An 18,021-nucleotide genomic window follows, 5' to 3' on the forward strand; every position below is an offset into this window, starting at 1 on the left:
TGATCTTGACCCTCCATCTCCGAACAGCTTTTGTATCTTAAGTTAACGATGTCCGCTGCCGCCGGTATTCCCTCGGGGAGTGATATCCCAGCGCGCTGTGCGGGTGGTTTTCATTGTAATGCGTGAACGCTACTGCAAGGTTTCGCAGTGCTGTTCTCACATCCGGTTTTGGCATGAACGCGATATAGTCTTCTTTCATCGTTTTCACGAACCGTTCGGCCATGCCATTACTCTGCGGGCTGCTCACCGCTGTTGTGCAGGGCTCCAGATTCAGCTCTCTCGCGAACCTCCGCGTTTCATACGCGGTATACGCTGAACCGTTATCCGTCAGCCACTGCACCGCTGTGTCGGGCAACCTGTCGCCGAAGCGCTTTTCCACCGACCTCAGCATCACATCCTGCACGGTCGAACTGTCATAGCCTCCCGTGCTTGCTGCCCAGTCTATGGCCTCACGGTCGCAGCAGTCCAGCGCGAACGTTACCCGCAGTTTTTCGCCGTTGTCGCAGCCGAACTCGAAGCCATCTGAACACCAGCGCATATCGCTTTCTGCCACCGCTATCTTGCCCTTATGTTCACGCTTCGGTCGCTCTGGTTTGTGATGCAACAACAACAGGTTATGCTCACGCATTATCCTGTAAAGCCGTTTGGCATTCACAGGTAGCTGTCCCTCTGTGCGACGTTGCTTGCGCAGGATGCCCCACACGCGTCGATAACCATAACTCGGCATATCGCTGATAATGTTGAGGATAGCCGACAGTATTTCTGCGTCTGCTTCTTCATTACGCCGGTTACAGCGCCTGTCCTGCCAGTCGGCAGAACGGTTAATCCGCAGTGACAGTTGCGCACGCGACACGCCCATGGTCCGGCAGACCATGGCTATTCCCCGTCCTTTGGCAACAAGGGCGCGTGCGCTATCCATTTTCGCGACTGACCGTACTCCACGGCTTCTTTCAGGATCTCAACTTCCATCGTCTTCTTGCCCAGAAGGCGCTGAAGCTCCCGGACCTGCTTCAGAGCAGCAGTAAGCTCAGAAGCAGGAACGACTTCCTCTCCAGCCGCAACGGCGGTGAGGCTGCCTTCCTGATATTGCTTCTTCCACTTAAACAGCAGGCTGGGCTGGATACCATGCAGGCGGGCGACATGGGAGACATTCATACCCGGCTCCATCGTCTGCTGGATAATGGCGATCTTCTCCTGAGGAGTTTTACGTTTACGGACTTCTTGCCCTAACAGGATCCCGGTCATCTCAAAATTGGCGTTAGTGTTAGACATATATTCAAGCCTATCTCTTATCTGGAGATACAGCTACTGTCCGGTGTTTCAGGGGGCTACATCAGTAGTGACCAAGTTGGATTGAGCCGGAGTTACATTGCTATACACTGTGCCACAGCACATGTGTATAGCAATGTGTATAATCACATCAGAATCAAGAAAAAATAACAATATAAAACATCAGCTTATGAATCAATACGAACTCCTGTGATCTCCGCCAAAATGCTCATATCATCCTCAAAGATTTTATTTCGTCTCAATTGTCATAACCTTCAGAATTAAGGAAAAGACAATAAATTTAGCACTAACTGCCGCTACTGTTTTGCTACACTTTTAAGTCCTTTGCTCGCAGTCCGAGTACAAAAACTTATCGAAAAACACTCCTTTATGCACACACTTTCCAGAAAGTGAGAGTGGTAACACGATATGGGATCAGACTAGCCATAGACTTTTTGCGAATTTACTTTCTGTTATGGCTAAAGATATAGGCTACGATTTTGATCGAGTTCATTTGCAGAATACTATTTATATAGCTGTTGCTCACGGGCAAATAAATTTAGATAATCTAAAAATTCGCAAAGGGATGGCTTCAATTTTCTCTGGTTAAACAGCATTGAAAATGGATGTAGTTTCTTTTCCCGAACCCTCTGACGCTCAAAATTCTTAATAGAACTAACCTACATTTCTGGCTCAATACCTAATTTACGTAATTCATTTCTCCCCAAGGTTTTGAGCCAATTCCCCAAACTCATCCCCTCTGCCTTTGCCGCAGCCTCGAACTGCGCCTTTAACTCGGGTGTGATACGAATCTGGAAAGTTGGTGCTTTTCCGGATTTAGACTGATTTGGGTCGCGTTTAGCTGTTGACATGTACGTACCTACAAGAGCAGTATACCACCAATCAGGTACGTACCTTTATATCTGACGACCTGACTCATAAACGCTCTCGCCCGGTATTCGCAGTACCCGACGAGAGCTAACCTCACCAACTATCAAGGAGTTGATTATGGCTGATTCGCATTCTACCCCAGACACCGACCAATCTGGAACCGAGCGTTCGGTAATTGTGGGATATCGCCCGAATGTTTTCGACAAATCCCCACCCAAAATTATTCTTTCCGGCGAGTGGCTACGCGAAGCGGGGTTTGATACCGGGCAACAGATTACCGTAAAAGTGATGAATGGCTGCATCGTCCTGATGGTCTATGGTGAGCAGGAGCAACGGTTGCAGGATGAGTTGAAAGAGGCAAATCAGAAGCTGAATAGAATTGGGAGCACGCTGGCGACTCTTCAGTAACATATAACTGAACCTGTAAGCGTTACTTATAGGTTTACCAGGTGCCGGATGGCGCTAACGCTTATCCGGCCTACTTTCAAAATGAATCACTCTTCCATAACCAATCATCCTAATTATATATGGCTATTTTAAATTTAACTGTGGAATGATTTATTTATTTTTCTCTATTATTAATGTTTTCACTATTGCAAACCAATCGTAAAAACCCTCATATATTATTTTTCAACAAAATGAGTTGTTAAAATGGCAATTACTGTTTACCTCTGTCTCAAAGACGTCAGAGGTAAAGATAAGCTATGGTAAGTGATGATGATATCATCGCCTGGTACGATGAAACATTTAATAAACCCAGCTTATTCTTTAAAAAGCGTTGGCCAGTCACTCTCGATACCAGCCTTTCAACGGGAGATTATGTGTGGGCCAGTGAAACGGGTGCAGACATCATGGATACTTACTTTGCAACTTTCAATGTTGATTGCGCCAATTTCGATTTCTATAAATATTGGCCTATTGAGACATTCATACTTTATGCAATGTTTACCTGTAGCAGAGATGACGATGAGCCACAGCCATTAACACTCCGCATGCTGGCAGAGTCTGCAAAAGCGGGTAAATGGCTTTATGACTGAACCTTATTGACGGATGCCATTTATCCGACCTACCGCTTCCACAAAAAATAAAGCCGCTGACCCATTAATCAGCGGCTTTTCCATTACCTGCAACTACGTCAGAAGTTATATTTCACGCCCAGCATACCGCGGGTATCGCTGTAGCCTTTGTCACCAACCTGTTGGGCCACGTTGCTCCACACGTTGAGGCGCGGAGTGATTTGACCTTCAACACCGACTTTCAGCTCGCCAATGTTCTTGGTGCCACGCATGTCGTTGCTCACATCGTCCATCTTCACGCGAGTCGTCTGCGTGTTGTGGATCCAGTTGGCTTCAACAAACGGCTGGAACTCACGAGATTTACCGTCGTCGATGGCGTTGTGACCGTTGATAAAGGCTTTTACCCCCAGACGGGCCATCAGGTTGCCATCGGTGTTGTCCTTCACGCGGGTGCCGTTCGCTTCGCGGTGGCTGTCGGCCTGCACGTCCATCCACACCACCTGAGCTTTCGGTTGCAGCCAATAGCTGTTGCGCTCGTTTTCACCCAGTTTGAAGCTGTAACCGGCTTCAACAGAAGCGGTGATCCCGCTGGATTTATATTTCTCCGTCGCCTGCTCCTGACCCATCACCTTGTTATCAAACCAGTTGTACAGCACCCAGGTGTCTACATAAGTACCGGTCTTGTCAGCGTCATTGGCATACCAGGTGCCGTACAGTCCCACGCTGTAACCAGTGACCTGACCACGTGAATGGTAGCCGGTCAGACTGGACTGCGTGCGGTTCTGGCTGTTGGCATAACCAGCCATCGCGCCGAGGTGCCAGCGGTCGAGACCGTCGCTACTCCACTGCGCCAGGTCACCGCCTAACTGCAGGACATAGCTGTTGCTTTGGGTTTTCAACTGCCCGCTACCGTCTTTGAAGCGGGTATGTGCCCCGACGTTACGCATCCGCAGACTGGTGACTTTTTTCTCGCCCGTCAGCATATCGACGTACTGCGTTTCCCCCAGACGATCGTGGAGTCGGGTCATGAACAGCGTGTTAGCAGCGTAGTTGTTCGCCAGATAACTGCCTGCTTCCGGGCGGTACTGCTGCTCAGTGACAGGGGGCTCAACAGGTTCTTCCGGCTCAGGGATAATCGGGTCGACAGGATCGACCGGGTCCGGGTCAACAGGACCTGGGTCAATAGGGTCAACCGGGTCCGGGTCAACGGGATCTGGGTCAATAGGGTCAACCGGGTCCGGATCGACGGGGTCCGGCTCTTCCGGATCCGGCGGAGCAGGAATAAAGCTGGTCAGATACCAGTTGCTGCCCTTTTGCACCACGTTATAGTCGTACGCACCGGCAACAATACGGCCCGCTTTCTCAAAAGTACCGTCAGAATTACCGGCCACTTCGATGATCTCAATACCTTCAATGGATTGCGCCCCGGTTCCGCCAATATTGTTCACTGCCACAAATGCGTTACCCGCGGTGTTGCCGAGCACTTTCAGCTTGTCGGTTTCGGAGGTATCGTCATTCAGGACGGTATTGAAAACGAGTTTTCCGCCGTTGCCGGTAAAATCTTCATTGATAGTAAGCGTCTGCCACGGTTCGCCGTCAGCATGCCCAAAGTTCACCACTGACCCGCCGTTCAGAGTCAGGTCAGTGAGCGTTGAGCTGTTGGTCATGTTCCAGGTCGCATCGCTCATTTGCAGCGAGATAACCCCCGTCCCGGCAGTGGCGCTGGTGACGTATGACGCCCCACTCCACAACGAGTTGTCAGTCATATTGAGTTTGATGGTACTGTTTTGCTGCGGCTGGGTGTTGTTTGCGGCAGTAGCACCGGCGGCGTGAAGATCGCCGTCGATAAGGAAACGCCCGCCAGCAGAACCGTCGACGATGCCGCCCGTTTCTGTACTGATGGCATAGCTTTCATTGCTGTGATTGCCCGCCATAGCAATAGTAGCGCCGCCACCGAGATTTACCGTGCCGCGTGAAATCGCATACAGGCCGCGTGGGGCCTTGCTGAATGAGTAAACTTTATCGATGCTGTTAACACGAATCGTCGCATTATCACCCAGATTCACCGTCGCATTATAGGAATAGACCGCATGGGCGCTGGCTCCGCTCACCGAAATAGTGGCGTTATTGCCCAGTTCCGTTTTGGAAGATGAGGCGGCGTAGACCCCTATTGAGGAAGTGCCCGATGTCTCGATGGTGGCGTCATTGCCAAGGCGGATTGAGGACCCGCTCTGTCCGGAGCGGATTCCCTCTGAGCTGTTACCGGTAGTCACAATGTGGGCACGATCGCCGACAATAATCGTATTTTTGGCAAGCGTTGCGTCTCTAAACGCGTTGGCGGTGATGCCACGTCCCTGGTTACCGGTGGTTTGAATATACAGATCGTCGCCGACGTAGATGTTTGCTGAGCCTATCCCACCCTGACCGATGGCGTTGTATCCGGCGTTAATACCATCACCATCCTGGCCGTCCACATAAATACTGGTGCGATCCCCGGTGATAATAAAGACTGGATTATCCGGCGTATTAGCCCCGTGCGTGCGGATACCGTCAACATCTTTACCATTATTAGCGGCATTCTTTGACTGTGTGCGAATCGTAAGGTCGTCACCGAAAATAACGCCCGGGCTACCCGTCGCGCTGTTCTGAATAACGGTAATGGTGTGGTCGAAGGCTTCTCCTCCTGGCCCATTCAGCGTTAATCCATGACCATAAACGGGAATGGTACCGGCACTCCACTGATAAACATAATTCGGCGTTTCGCTGTTTTTTTTGAAACTGTCATTCGTCTGTGCAGGAAATAAAGCCTGCAACTCCGGCGAAAGACTGCTCACCAATCCACTGGCAGGAAGACTATCAATATCAATCCAGGCCGCGTGGGTTGAAAATACCATTGACGTTAACGCGGTTGATACCGCTATCGCAATGCGTGAGTAATGCTTAGGTTTTTTCATAATAGCCTCCTGCTTTCGGGCGTAGGGCGTCCACCACATCGCAAAGATGTGAAAATAGTAAGAATCAAAAATGCGTTATAAAATATTCGACAGTATTTGATGAATGCTATGGCCTAATTTATCTTCAAGCCTGAGCTTGTAGACATATATTTTCTTAATATCTATATTATCTATTTTGGTAATTTGCTGAATACTTTTCCCTGACACAAACCGCTTCAGTAATATCATTTCTGTATAGTTGAGTGAGCGTCCGCGTTTACTGTTCGCAAGGTGGCCGGTAAATAATCGGCGAATTTTCTGATGCTGAACTTCATCATCATCATCGGAATATATAATCCCTTGTATTTTATTGCTTTTCGACAGCCAGTAGTTGGCTAACGGCGCGAGATTCCTGTCCGCTATCAACACAATATACATACCGCTGTAGGCCAGCCGGTCAACCCATTGCGGATCGGCGAACAGGCGCAAGTTTGGGAAGGAAAAGTCCACAAAAATAAACCCACGCGACAAATGATTTTGATTATTAAGGAGAAGTTTTTCAATAATTCCTTTTTGCAGAAAACTATTTCCCTCTGGCCAGATCGCAAAAGTGGCTCGGTGACAGTAGTTGGCGCGTACCACAGTATCCGGAAATAATTGACAGGATAATTCACAGCTTATGCAACGAACACTCTGTGATGGTGATCTCTTCATCAAAAATGACTCCTGTTATTTTTCCATAAATATTTCATTGGTAAATAAATGTGTCAATCCGACACGTATGACATTCCTTGTCAGTTAATAACAGTGACACTTAAAAAATGTAATAAACTCCTGATACGCTATTATGAATAGGCTGTAAGCAATGCGATTGCGCTAAGCTTTTTTCTGCTTTATCTCAGAATAACAGTCTGGGTATTAGGAATTTTATGCATAAATCCAAATCCCAGAATAAAAATTAAAAAAGCACTATTTGCTAAAAATTAACCAATGAAAGGGGCTCTTATTAATTACACAATCCTGATAACTCAATCCCCCTTGAAGTGCTGTTGATAAATATAATGAGAATTCAGATAAAACTGTAATGAATTCTCATTATTTAACATTAGTTAATACTCACCTAAGAATTTACACACGTAACACGTTGTATTTAAAGTATTTTTAATCCTTAAGTGAAATTCTTATCTTCGATCACGTACAAAGAGTGAGGCATATTCACGATTTGGATGTAAAATTTAAGGTATGTGTAGGCACACGCGGTGATACGTTATAGTTACTGAGGGCTGGGCAATTGTACCTTATCAATCAGTTGGTCGAATTTAATCCTGACAGCAAAAGTCTGGTCAATCGTCAGACCGGGCGCGCAATACAACTTCAGCTCCCAGCTTCGCTTTGCTTTCTCTATTTAATTACTCACGCAAGTGACATTGTTTCGCAGAACACATTGATAAAAGTGGGTTGGGGTGAGAGAAATAATGTGACCACAACCAACACATTTTACCAGGCTATTCTGACGCTACGTAACGCGCTGGCGGATGTGGGTCTGCCACGTGATACGGTGAAAACTATTTCACGACGCGGACTCAGATTAAATGGAAATACGCAGGTAGAGGCGATAACGCATCTTCAGAGTGAAGTTTTCCAGTCACCGCTAATAGAGGAATACGCGCCCCCAAAGATAATTCCTCCCGCGGCACAACAAACGACGCGGGTCCCCTGGTGGAATATTATATTTAGCGCTGGCATCGTTATTGCCACTTTGATTATCTGGCTGGTGTGGTATCAGACACGTCCTGTTATGCCGTTTAGTAAATTCATTTCTGTTTCTATGCAGGTCCCATCTCGGCAAAACTGTAAAATTTATTACTCACTGAATGATCACGATCAGGAAAATTATTTCAATCTGATGCAACTGCACCCTTCTCTCTGTGAAAACAACAAGCATGTTTTCCTTTCTGGCTACCGTAAAGCGGAGAGGATCGTGGCATTTGTTTGTGATAAAGATGCACGGGTAGATGCGTACGCGTTTTGTACTACCCATTATTACTGGATGCGCGGGCAATGAAAAAAATACACCACCTTATTTTAATCGTAATCGGCGTGGCGACATTGCTCGGCTCAGGCGGATGGCTATGGCATTCACGCTATGCCGAAAAGCAGCTAAATTGCGTTGGAAATGTCGAATGGAATATTGGCAGCAACCGCTTTGCAGGTACGGTTTCATTTCGGATGTACAAAGATGCAGGGCTAGCGACCATTACCGGAAAACTGTACGGACGTAATACCTCAGACATTAGCAGGAACATCTATTTCAGTTATACCCGGCAGCACGAAGCCCGAGTGCTACAGGCAATGCAGGTGGTCAAAACCTTCGCTGATAGCGCCGATGAAGCTGATATTAACAACACATTACCCGGATTTTACCGTCAAAGCGGACGAAACCTGAGCCTGGTTATGGAGGAGTATAAGGGCGCATGGATTTTTGCCAGCTCAAATGTCCCCTCGCTGTATTGCCGCAAAAGGTAACGTCATATCCGGATACAAAAAGCACGCCCCCTTCAATAGAATTCATATTTGCCATCATCGACTTACGCGACATGGGTCACTGAATCCACTCATATCCCATTGCTATTCTTCATCCCGAATCAGGAAACATCCTGAATACCACGATATCCATTGCGCAATAATTAAGCGAAATGGGCGTTTTATTTTGCCCAGAAGACTTCAACCTACGGATGGATATTTGGAGAAGACGTGGACAGGGGCGTTTATCTCTCTCGCGAGCAATGTCTGAGCGTTCAGGCGTTATCGCATTTCAGGAAACGGTGTGTTTCCGGTGTATTTTTGGCGTACATATGAGGGATACGTAATGTTTACTTTTAAAAAGTGCCTGATTGCACTTTCTATAAATTTGGCCGTTGTTTCATCAGGTTTTGCTTGTACGACCCTATTGGTCGGTAATGAAGCATCAGCGGACGGCTCCATGCTGGTAGCCCGTAGCGCTGACAGTGATGCCCTGAAAGCGCAGCATTTTGTCATTCATCCGGCCAAGCAGAATCAGACCGGGGTATACAGCACCAAAGCACATAATGGCGCAAATGACTTTACCTGGCCGCTACCCAAAAACTCTCTGCGTTATACCACCGTTCCAAACTGGAAAACCCAACTGCACGGCGCGACCGGATTTAACGAATTGGGCGTTGGCGTGAGCGGTACAGAATCTATTTTTGCCTCAGCAAAAGCACTGGCTGCCGACCCCTACGTTGAAGATAAAGGGATCACCGAAGATGATATCCCGGATATTCTGTTGTCCCAGAGCAAAACCGCGCGTGAAGCCGTGGCGCTACTGGGTCATATCGTTGAGACCGTCGGCGCTGGGGAAGGTTTTGGCGTGGCCGTCGTTGACGATAACGAAATCTGGTACCTGGAAACCGGCAGCGGTCACCAGTGGATGGCGCAGCGCCTGCCGAATAACCAGTATTTTGCCACCGGTAATCAGGGCCGCTTACAGGATTACGACCCTAAAAACCCGGACATGATGGCGTCAAAAAACCTGATTCAATTTGCGACCGAAAAAGGTCTGTACGAACCGGCAAAAGATGGCAAATTCAACTTCTCCAAAGCCTATACCCGTGATGATGAGCGTGACCGCACGTATAACGATCCTCGCGTATGGACCATCCAGAAAGAGTTCAATCCTTCCGTAAATCAGGATATGGCCAAAGGGCGCGAATTTCCGGTGTTCATGACGCCAGAGAAGAAGATGACGCTGGACGATGTGAAGGCCGTGCTGCGTAACCATTACGAAGGCACCAGCCATGACCCGTACACCAACGGTCTGAACGGCAAAGAGCCATGGCGTCCGGTTAGCGTCTTCCGCACCTATGAAGCACACGTGATGCAGGTCCGTCCGTGGTTGCCAAAAGAGATTGGTGAAACGACCTACATTGGTCTGGGTATGGCCGACCTCACCGCGTTTGTTCCGTACTACAGCGGCCTGAAAGCGTATCCTGCAAACTATACGATGGGTACCGATAAAGCGGACGATCAGTCCATTTACTGGAAATACCGTAAGTTACAGACGCTGACGATGACCGATTATCCGAAGCTCGCGCCAATCGTCAAAAAAGCCTACAAAGCATGGGAAGATAAAGTGGCGAAGGAGCAAAAAGAGGTCGAAGCAAAATATCTGAAGATGGCGAAAACCGATAAACCTGCCGCAGATAAGATGCTGAATGACTTCAACTTGCGCATCATGGCCGATGCCGAGAAGCTGACGGAAGATCTGACTAATCAGCTCTTTACCATCCGCACTAAAGACATTCAGTCTGATATCTTCTTTGCAAACGCTGCGAAAAAAGACTGAGTAACGACACGATGACATGCTGGCGCAAAGTAAGCTTCAAAACTTTGCGCCAGTAGTACGGTTTACATTTCCTTCCGCGGCAGTTGATCGAGAGCCAGACTTCTTAGATGCAAGTTGGCCCAGCAGGCTGCCTGAGTTCGGTTATTCACAGATATCTTTTTAAAGATATTATAAATATGCGTTCTCACTGTATTTTCACTAATAAAAAATGCGTTAGCAATTTCTACATTAGACGCACCTTTCGACAACTCAGTTAAAATTTCATATTCTCTTTCGGTTAAAATGCCGTAGTTATTATCTGATGGCGTGAGGTTTACATACTCTGGCAGCGGTGACAGTGAGCGTGGTGGACGGGAGGTTTTTAGCCCCTCTTTAAGGAGTTCTAACAAATATTCTGTAGAGCAATTATTTGGTACGATCGACTCAAAATTTGGCCATAGCATGCTCTCATAGAGTGGGAGCGACCGCAGGCAGTTAATAATATAAACGCGCAAACTATATGCGCTGTCATTGAGTAATTTTGACCAGACATTTTTTAATTTACGGCTTGATGCCTGTATATCATAGAGGATGATACTTCCCTCAACGATAAATGACATGTCTGGTCTGCTAATGTTAACAAAATCAACCAAGATATCGTTTTGCTTATTGAGATAATCCAGCAAGAGTTGCGTCTGTATTGATTGGTTGCTAATGAGTATTATCTTACTGTCCATGTTAAGCATATGTAGCCTTCATTCAAATGATGATTGACAATATTCCTTATCGTTATTGCATGCCAAGCCAATAACAAGTCACTACTTAAGATTAAAGATAATCTGATTGAATTATAAGAATTTAGCTAATTGTGCAATTCGATCATTCGCTTTTTCCGAGCGCAGGATTCGATTTTTCTTTATAGCACTTAAAGAATTATCACAATACAAACATAACATATTGTATTCCAAGTATTTTTATTTGACCTTTGAGTAAAGGACTATCTTACTCACAATCTGCTTATAGATAATAATAATTCATTAATACTCATAGTTAATGATCATTATTAATATTATAGGATGAGTGAAATACGTCCAATCTACGATGTACAACAATAATTTATCTAACATAATTGATAGCGGGCGACAGCCTTACAGGGCGCAAGAAAAAAGGAGCCCAGACAATGTTACTGATAATAGGGACGATCTATCTCTAAATGAGGAGCGCATTATGAGTAAACTATCCATTATAAGTTTAATTAGCTGTGCCATCGCAATTCCTTCCGCTATGGCAGATGTTGGACATGGCCCCAACAGGGATCAAAAAGGCGTTGTTAATTTTTCCGGTCATGTCTATTCCAATTCGTGCATAATTGAAGCCGGTGATAAAGATAAACAGGTAAAATTAAACCCAGTTCTCAATACATCAGTTAGCAAATTACATGCAACGCAACTCCAGCAATTCAGTATTAAAGTGAAGGGATGCTATATTAATGAAAAAATAGTTCCCAAATTAGCCTGGAATGTTAATTCCCCTCTAACTCACGATGGATATCTCAAAAACACGACAAGGGGTGGAGCCCAAAACGTAGCGCTAGTCCTTAAGGATAATCGCGAAAAAAATATTAACCTGAGGAATAAGAATGACCGATTTGAACCTGAGAAAGATGATCTCCGACATGGCAATGATAGCCCGACTTTAACTTATAAATTCAGCGTGGGTTACATTATACCACGTGAAAATAGTGGTTCATCATATGTTCAACCGGGACCGGTAAGCGCTCAGGCAAACTATAGCATTACTTATCTCTAAATACACAATGCTATAGCTGCCTTGCGCTATAGCATTTATTTTAATAGAGGCTTCATGAAAATTTTCATTTATTTATTAGCTCTATTTGCTCTCTCTACCGCACATGCAAATAATATCATTGTCAATGGCACCCGATTTATTTACTCTGAAGATTCCGCAGAGATCACGATACAAATGACGAATACGGGAAACTATCCATCGTTGGCCCAGGTATGGTTGGATGAGGGAAATCCAGAAAAGTTACCGGAAGAAATTTCCACTCCATTTATTATTTCTCCACCCATTGCCCGCGTTGACGCAGGCAATGGGCAATCACTCAGAATAAAAAAAGCAGTTGATAAAAATATTGTCGCCACCGACCGTGAGTCTATGTGGTGGCTTAACATACTGGATATTCCTTCCGTGGATAAGAATAGCGTCACGGACAATTCAGCTGTGCTCAATTTAGCCATTCGCTCACGCTTTAAGTTTTTCTAGCGACCCAGTGGGTTAGGTGACCGTCAAAACGCGGAAAATAAGATAAAAATTATTGCTAACCAACGTGACATAACGCTGGTAAACCCCACCCCCTTCTTCATCACGGTTGCGGATATTGTGACGTCATCAGGCCATGGACTCATAAACGAAGGGGTCATGGTCGCCCCGAAAAGCAGAACGACTATCAATGCAAAACAACAAGTCAGCCAGGGTGAATCGGTTGTTTTACAAGCAATCAGCGATTACGGCGGAATTGTGGAACACAAAACAACCATTAATTAATAAAAAGGGATAAAAGGAATTAGTAATGGGTTTATGTAAAAGGATCCTCACCATACCCTGTTTCATTATTTTTCATGGTTCATTATTTTCCGTTGGAGCTCACGCAGAAGACAGCACTCGCTACGAGTTCGATAACGCCATCTTAATGGGCAATGCTTCACTTAACGATTTGCAGTCCTTTAATGCCGCAGGCTTATTGCCTGGGACATATATCGTAGATATTTATATTAATGATAACTGGCGTGGACGTCGTGAACTCTTATTCAAAAAAGATAATCACGGCGATTTAGTTAGCTGTTATTCAGAAGCATTTCTCAAAGGCGTGGGCATTAACCCAGAAAAAATGAATCAAACGCTGGCAGCTCACCCTTCACGCTGCGGCAGCATTGCCGATTGGGACACCAGCGGGAAAGCAACGGAGAGACTCAACACCAGCCAGCTTGAGCTGCGCATCACCATCCCGCAGGCTTATGTTGATAATATCGAAAACAATTATGTCCAACCTGAACTCTGGCAACCAGGGGCGCCGGCGATTAATTTCAGCTATAACGCCGATTACTACAGCACCCAGCAACGTGGTAACGATCGTTCAAGTACGGACAGCGCCTGGGTGGGAATGGATATCCGAAGCTCTGCTGGAGGGTGGCTAATTGAACATTTTGGTAGCCAAAATTGGGACAGCAAAATAGGTAGCCATTACGCCAATAATCGCACGACGCTAAAACGGCCCATCACTCGTTGGAAATCCATGTTAAGCGCTGGCAAGTTCTATACTGACAGCCAGATGTTCGACAGTATGGCTATTCTCGGAGTGGGATTGGCTTCTGAGGATTTAATGCGCCCGGATAGCACGCTGAACTGGGCGCCGATTATTCGCGGCGTAGCTGAGACCAACGCCCGTATTACCATCACCCAGGATGGTCAAACCATTCATCAGTCCTCGGTTCCGGCTGGGCCATTCTCGATTGATTCCGTGTTGCCCGCGAATACTGGCGGCGAGTTGCTGGTCACGATTCAGGAATCAGACGGGCGTATCCGCCGCTTTACCGTTCCATACTCTTCGGTACCACAGCTACTAAAACCCGGCATTTCGCGCTATGGCATCACTCTCGGGACTGTCGATGAAGATAATTATGATGAAGATCCGTTTTTAGCCCAGGCCTACTGGCAGTATGGCCTGAACAACTATTTAACGTTGTATACCGGGGCCTCTGGATTCGAGCGCTATCAGTCAGCCCTCATCGGTAGCGGTCTGAACACCCAACTCGGCGCATTCGCCCTTGATATCACCCAATCGCGCCTGAAGCTTGAGGACAATCGTCAACAAGGACAACAGTATCGTCTGACATGGAATAGCACCCTACCCTGGTCGGCAACCGCGCTCTGGCTGGAAGCAAAATACAGTTCACATCACTTTTACGGTCAACGCGATGCCCTGGATGCCCTGGATGCACAGGCATTCGTCAGCCAATATTTCTCGTCACGCGAGAAGCAGTCGTTTAGCGCCAGTATTAATCAGCCGTTATCCGATACCTGGGGTTCATTCTATTTATCCGGCTCTCTTAAGAAGTTCTGGGATCAGCAGGATAATTATCGCCAGTATGCCGTGGGATACACCAATGCCTGGGGCAACCTGACCTGGAGTATATCCGCCCAGCGTTTCTGGAATGAGGATCAACAGGGTTCGGTCACCAAAGATGACCAAATCATGCTCTCATTCAGCTATTTCCTGCCCCGGGATAACGCCGGTTTTACGCAGATCTCCTCTGATAGCTACAGCAATAACGGCAAAGCCAGCAATACACGCCTCGGCTTCACGACCTCGACTGATGAGGAAAACAATATCGTTTGGGGAGCCAATACCGGCTATCTCCGCGGCGGTAGTGTGGAATGGGGAGCAAACGGCATGGTGCGTACGCCTTATACCTCGCTGAACGGGACGTGGAGTCAGAGTAACTCATGGCACCAGGTAAGCGGTGGAATGAGTGGCATGCTGGTTGGGCACGCGAGGGGAATAACCTTTTCACCAGAGCGCTCAGATACCGTCGCGCTGGTCTATGCGCCTGATGCGCATGGCGCTCATCTTGAAGGCGTACCTGGAACCCGCTTCGATAAAAATGGCTACGCCATTCTGCCCTGGCTTCGTCCGTGGCGCGTGAATGACGTTACTATCGATCCAAAAGGTTCAACTGAAGGTCTGAACTTTACTAAAACCCAGGCCAAGATTGCGCCTTACGAAGGTAATGTCATTCCAGTCACCTTTGAAACGACGCTCAGAAAACAGAACATTATTTATCCCCGCCTGCAGGGTCAGCAGAGAATGCCATTCGGTGCCATCATCCGCGACAATGCCAATAATCATGTCGGCTACGTCGGACAAGGCGGTGCGCTTTATATTGATGAAACCACCTCACCAGAAGTGTTCGTTTCACTGGAAACAGGGAAATGCACGATCGTGTTAAAAAACCAGGAGGCCACATGTCGGTAATACGTACCGCTTTAATTCTGGGCTGTGCCTTGGGCATTCATCAGGCAGCAAGTGCTGCATGTACCCTGACCACACAAAAGTTTATTTTATCGCCGGAAATCGTTAACGATAAGCAATCAATCCAGTCAGGGGGAGTTATTCAGACGCGCACGCTTTCGCGACAGAATATTCAGGCGTCAGGCTGTACTGACAACCACCCTTTTTCCGCACAGATTATTGGCGATCGGTCCGCAATGAAACAACCCGGTATTATACGCAGCAATGTGAGTGGGATTGGCATTAAAGTCACCCTGGAAACCTCAACCGGACAAACGATCCAGTGGCCATCAACTTTCAGAGCGACGGCAGATGAATTCAGAAACAGCAAAATAAAGATTGAGCTGATCAAACTGGATGATCAGCTTGCGGCAGGAGCCGCTGCGGGTTCCATCAACCTGCAAATCAGAAGTGAGGCTCAATCGTTGCCCGTGGTGGATATCATTGTGCCGGCAAAATATATCACGATGCTCAACCGGTCATGCGCAATCAAAGGTAACCGCTCGATCAACGTCAAACTGCCCGATATAGCACTTGAGCAATTCAGAGGCTATGGAAGCACTGCGGGAAGAAAACCATTTACTATCGACCTTCTCTGTAAAAGTGATTTTACCACGCCTTCCCGGGTTATTCTAAGCTGGAGCGACACAGAGAATGGTCACCAAAGTATTATCGGTGTACTAAAGAATATCCACCTCAAAGGCGCTGCTGGCATCGGCATTCAGGTGTTAGATCAACAACAACAGCCTGTTAAATTCAATACACCTTCATATGTCTATTTAGCGCCTCAAGATAAAGGTAATCATTCCATCCCGTTTTATGCTCAGTATTATCAAACAGCTAACAATGTCAGTCCCGGCATTGTACGTTCAGTTTTGTATTTCAATGCTGAGTACCAATAATCAATCCTAATCTAGGTGTACTGCGAGGTCTTTGCTCCACGCAAGTGGAGCTTTTTTACATTACACATCTATCGGAATGTAATGTTCACAGGTGATTATTTTATTTTTAAGATCCTCTTGGTTATAATGGAATATTTCAATATCATAGCCTGCCTTCCTTTTTAATTTACTCTCCGGCAACATCTTAAAATAAATATATCTTGAATAGAGTGGATAGTCCTCTTTCTTGAATCTGAATGATGTAGCCCCCTGAAACACCGGACAGTAGCTGTATCTCCAGATAAGAGATAGGCTTGAATATATGTCTAACACTAACGCCAATTTTGAGATGACCGGGATCCTGTTAGGGCAAGAAGTCCGTAAACGTAAAACTCCTCAGGAGAAGATCGCCATTATCCAGCAGACGATGGAGCCGGGTATGAATGTCTCCCATGTCGCCCGCCTGCATGGTATCCAGCCCAGCCTGCTGTTTAAGTGGAAGAAGCAATATCAGGAAGGCAGCCTCACCGCCGTTGCGGCTGGAGAGGAAGTCGTTCCTGCTTCTGAGCTTACTGCTGCTCTGAAGCAGGTCCGGGAGCTTCAGCGCCTTCTGGGCAAGAAGACGATGGAAGTTGAGATCCTGAAAGAAGCCGTGGAGTACGGTCAGTCGCGAAAATGGATAGCGCACGCGCCCTTGTTGCCAAAGGACGGGGAATAGCCATGGTCTGCCGGACCATGGGCGTGTCGCGTGCGCAACTGTCACTGCGGATTAACCGTTCTGCCGACTGGCAGGACAGGCGCTGTAACCGGCGTAATGAAGAAGCAGACGCAGAAATACTGTCGGCTATCCTCAACATTATCAGCGATATGCCGAGTTATGGTTATCGACGCGTGTGGGGCATCCTGCGCAAGCAACGTCGCACAGAGGGACAGCTACCTGTGAATGCCAAACGGCTTTACAGGATAATGCGTGAGCATAACCTGTTGTTGTTGCATCACAAACCAGAGCGACCGAAGCGTGAACATAAGGGCAAGATAGCGGTGGCAGAAAGCGATATGCGCTGGTGTTCAGATGGCTTCGAGTTCGGCTGCGACAACGGCGAAAAACTGCGGGTAACGTTCGCGCTGGACTGCTGCGACCGTGAGGCCATAGACTGGGCAGCAAGCACGGGAGGCTATGACAGTTCGACCGTGCAGGATGTGATGCTGAGGTCGGTGGAAAAGCGCTTCGGCGACAGGTTGCCCGACACAGCGGTGCAGTGGCTGACGGATAACGGTTCAGCGTATACCGCGTATGAAACGCGGAGGTTCGCGAGAGAGCTGAATCTGGAGCCCTGCACAACAGCGGTGAGCAGCCCGCAGAGTAATGGCATGGCCGAACGGTTCGTGAAAACGATGAAAGAAGACTATATCGCGTTCATGCCAAAACCGGATGTGAGAACAGCACTGCGAAACCTTGCAGTAGCGTTCACGCATTACAATGAAAACCACCCGCACAGCGCGCTGGGATATCACTCCCCGAGGGAATACCGGCGGCAGCGGACATCGTTAACTTAAGATACAAAAGCTGTTCGGAGATGGAGGGTCAAGATCA

General features: G+C 47.2%; 16 protein-coding genes and 1 pseudogene. 12 read left to right on the forward strand and 5 right to left on the reverse strand.

Translation table 11 applies throughout. The features are described from left to right. Window positions 1–37: 37 nt before the first annotated feature. Window positions 38–1,245 (reverse strand): IS3 family transposase gene (locus OGV38_RS10410; RefSeq protein ID WP_117086587.1). Its coding sequence is split into 2 segments (ribosomal slippage): window positions 38–924 and window positions 924–1,245, totalling 1,209 coding nucleotides; the frame shifts between segments, so codons are not numbered across the junction. A 430-nt stretch (window positions 1,246–1,675) separates the two neighbouring features. On the opposite strand from OGV38_RS10410, the pseudogene OGV38_RS10415 reads away from it, so the two are divergent. Then, window positions 1,676–1,879 (forward strand): annotated as a pseudogene (locus tag OGV38_RS10415) (DUF6680 family protein); the annotation flags it as partial. 70 nt (window positions 1,880–1,949) lie between these two features. On the opposite strand, the gene OGV38_RS10420 reads toward OGV38_RS10415, so the two are convergent. Next, window positions 1,950–2,141: a toxin-antitoxin system HicB family antitoxin gene (locus OGV38_RS10420; protein ID WP_003844491.1), complete on the reverse strand. Its 192-nt coding sequence runs from the start codon at window positions 2,139–2,141 to the stop codon at window positions 1,950–1,952. A 136-nt stretch (window positions 2,142–2,277) separates the two neighbouring features. Between OGV38_RS10420 and OGV38_RS10425 the strand changes: the two genes are divergently transcribed. Further along, a complete protein-coding gene (locus tag OGV38_RS10425) occupies window positions 2,278–2,568 on the forward strand; it encodes a SymE family type I addiction module toxin (RefSeq protein WP_286473276.1) in 291 nt (96 codons plus the stop codon). Window positions 2,569–2,864: 296 nt separating this feature from the next. Then, window positions 2,865–3,197, forward strand: coding sequence for a DUF1493 family protein (locus OGV38_RS10430; RefSeq protein ID WP_075848930.1), 333 nt, complete (start codon window positions 2,865–2,867; stop codon window positions 3,195–3,197). Window positions 3,198–3,295: 98 nt separating this feature from the next. Here the strand turns inward: OGV38_RS10430 and misL are convergent, their stop codons facing one another. Both misL and OGV38_RS10440 read right to left on the reverse strand, forming a co-directional pair. After that, window positions 3,296–6,130, reverse strand: a complete 2,835-nt coding sequence (misL, locus tag OGV38_RS10435; RefSeq protein ID WP_286473279.1) for an intestinal colonization autotransporter adhesin MisL — start codon at window positions 6,128–6,130, stop codon at window positions 3,296–3,298. Between the two features lie 75 nt (window positions 6,131–6,205). After that, a complete protein-coding gene (locus OGV38_RS10440) occupies window positions 6,206–6,823 on the reverse strand; it encodes a helix-turn-helix transcriptional regulator (RefSeq protein ID WP_016155022.1) in 618 nt (205 codons plus the stop codon). A gap of 577 nt (window positions 6,824–7,400) precedes the next feature. Here OGV38_RS10440 and OGV38_RS10445 point away from each other — a divergent pair. The 3 genes from OGV38_RS10445 to OGV38_RS10455 all read left to right on the forward strand — a co-directional run bounded on the left by OGV38_RS10445 (window position 7,401) and on the right by OGV38_RS10455 (window position 10,475). Next, window positions 7,401–8,174, forward strand: coding sequence for a winged helix-turn-helix domain-containing protein (locus OGV38_RS10445; protein ID WP_047358481.1), 774 nt, complete (start codon window positions 7,401–7,403; stop codon window positions 8,172–8,174). Further along, window positions 8,171–8,635, forward strand: coding sequence for a hypothetical protein (locus OGV38_RS10450; RefSeq protein WP_016155024.1), 465 nt, complete (start codon window positions 8,171–8,173; stop codon window positions 8,633–8,635). The genes OGV38_RS10445 and OGV38_RS10450 overlap by 4 nt, the downstream gene beginning before the upstream one ends. A 343-nt stretch (window positions 8,636–8,978) precedes the next feature. Beyond that, window positions 8,979–10,475 carry a C69 family dipeptidase gene (locus tag OGV38_RS10455; protein ID WP_016155025.1) on the forward strand — a complete coding sequence of 499 codons (1,497 nt, stop codon included), beginning with the start codon at window positions 8,979–8,981 and terminating at the stop codon, window positions 10,473–10,475. A gap of 62 nt (window positions 10,476–10,537) precedes the next feature. On the opposite strand, the gene OGV38_RS10460 is transcribed toward OGV38_RS10455, so the two are convergent. Continuing rightward, the gene (locus OGV38_RS10460) at window positions 10,538–11,200 is read right to left on the reverse strand and encodes a LuxR C-terminal-related transcriptional regulator (protein WP_016157786.1); all 663 of its coding nucleotides are present in this window, start codon (window positions 11,198–11,200) and stop codon (window positions 10,538–10,540) included. 481 nt (window positions 11,201–11,681) lie between these two features. Here OGV38_RS10460 and OGV38_RS10465 point away from each other — a divergent pair, with 481 nt between their 5' ends. The 6 genes from OGV38_RS10465 (at window position 11,682) to OGV38_RS10490 (ending at window position 17,984) form a co-directional block, all read left to right on the forward strand. Continuing rightward, window positions 11,682–12,263, forward strand: coding sequence for a fimbrial protein (locus OGV38_RS10465; protein ID WP_016157787.1), 582 nt, complete (start codon window positions 11,682–11,684; stop codon window positions 12,261–12,263). 54 nt (window positions 12,264–12,317) lie between these two features. Beyond that, a complete protein-coding gene (locus OGV38_RS25110; protein WP_286473280.1) occupies window positions 12,318–12,740 on the forward strand; it encodes a fimbrial biogenesis chaperone in 423 nt (140 codons plus the stop codon). 42 nt (window positions 12,741–12,782) lie between these two features. Then, the gene (locus OGV38_RS25115; protein WP_502874072.1) at window positions 12,783–13,022 is read left to right on the forward strand and encodes a fimbrial biogenesis chaperone; all 240 of its coding nucleotides are present in this window, start codon (window positions 12,783–12,785) and stop codon (window positions 13,020–13,022) included. A gap of 25 nt (window positions 13,023–13,047) precedes the next feature. Next, window positions 13,048–15,510 carry a fimbria/pilus outer membrane usher protein gene (locus OGV38_RS10480; protein ID WP_016157789.1) on the forward strand — a complete coding sequence of 821 codons (2,463 nt, stop codon included), beginning with the start codon at window positions 13,048–13,050 and terminating at the stop codon, window positions 15,508–15,510. Continuing rightward, entirely contained in the window at window positions 15,501–16,448 is a 948-nt protein-coding gene (locus OGV38_RS10485; RefSeq protein ID WP_016157790.1) for a fimbrial protein, read from the forward strand. Before OGV38_RS10480 ends, OGV38_RS10485 begins: the two co-directional genes overlap by 10 nt. 328 nt (window positions 16,449–16,776) lie before the next feature. Continuing rightward, window positions 16,777–17,984, forward strand: a protein-coding gene (locus OGV38_RS10490) for an IS3 family transposase (RefSeq protein WP_117086587.1) whose coding sequence is annotated in 2 segments (ribosomal slippage) — window positions 16,777–17,098 and window positions 17,098–17,984 — 1,209 coding nt in all. Because the reading frame shifts where the segments join, the coding sequence is not laid out codon by codon here. The last annotated feature ends 37 nt before the right edge of the window (window positions 17,985–18,021 follow it).

The sequence above is a fragment of the Citrobacter sp. Cb080 genome (genome assembly GCF_030334745.1).
Classification (GTDB): domain Bacteria; phylum Pseudomonadota; class Gammaproteobacteria; order Enterobacterales; family Enterobacteriaceae; genus Citrobacter; species Citrobacter braakii.

Excerpts from the sequence above, each read along its gene's own strand:
- OGV38_RS10420 (WP_003844491.1), bottom strand. The coding sequence starts at position 2,141 with ATGTCAACAGCTAAACGCGACCCAAATCAGTCTAAATCCGGAAAAGCA.
- OGV38_RS10425 (WP_286473276.1), top strand. The coding sequence starts at position 2,278 with ATGGCTGATTCGCATTCTACCCCAGACACCGACCAATCTGGAACCGAG.
- OGV38_RS10430 (WP_075848930.1), top strand. The coding sequence starts at position 2,865 with ATGGTAAGTGATGATGATATCATCGCCTGGTACGATGAAACATTTAAT.
- misL (WP_286473279.1), bottom strand. The coding sequence starts at position 6,130 with ATGAAAAAACCTAAGCATTACTCACGCATTGCGATAGCGGTATCAACC.
- OGV38_RS10440 (WP_016155022.1), bottom strand. The coding sequence starts at position 6,823 with ATGAAGAGATCACCATCACAGAGTGTTCGTTGCATAAGCTGTGAATTA.
- OGV38_RS10450 (WP_016155024.1), top strand. The coding sequence starts at position 8,171 with ATGAAAAAAATACACCACCTTATTTTAATCGTAATCGGCGTGGCGACA.
- OGV38_RS10455 (WP_016155025.1), top strand. The coding sequence starts at position 8,979 with ATGTTTACTTTTAAAAAGTGCCTGATTGCACTTTCTATAAATTTGGCC.
- OGV38_RS10460 (WP_016157786.1), bottom strand. The coding sequence starts at position 11,200 with ATGCTTAACATGGACAGTAAGATAATACTCATTAGCAACCAATCAATA.
- OGV38_RS10465 (WP_016157787.1), top strand. The coding sequence starts at position 11,682 with ATGAGTAAACTATCCATTATAAGTTTAATTAGCTGTGCCATCGCAATT.
- OGV38_RS25110 (WP_286473280.1), top strand. The coding sequence starts at position 12,318 with ATGAAAATTTTCATTTATTTATTAGCTCTATTTGCTCTCTCTACCGCA.
- OGV38_RS10480 (WP_016157789.1), top strand. The coding sequence starts at position 13,048 with ATGGGTTTATGTAAAAGGATCCTCACCATACCCTGTTTCATTATTTTT.
- OGV38_RS10485 (WP_016157790.1), top strand. The coding sequence starts at position 15,501 with ATGTCGGTAATACGTACCGCTTTAATTCTGGGCTGTGCCTTGGGCATT.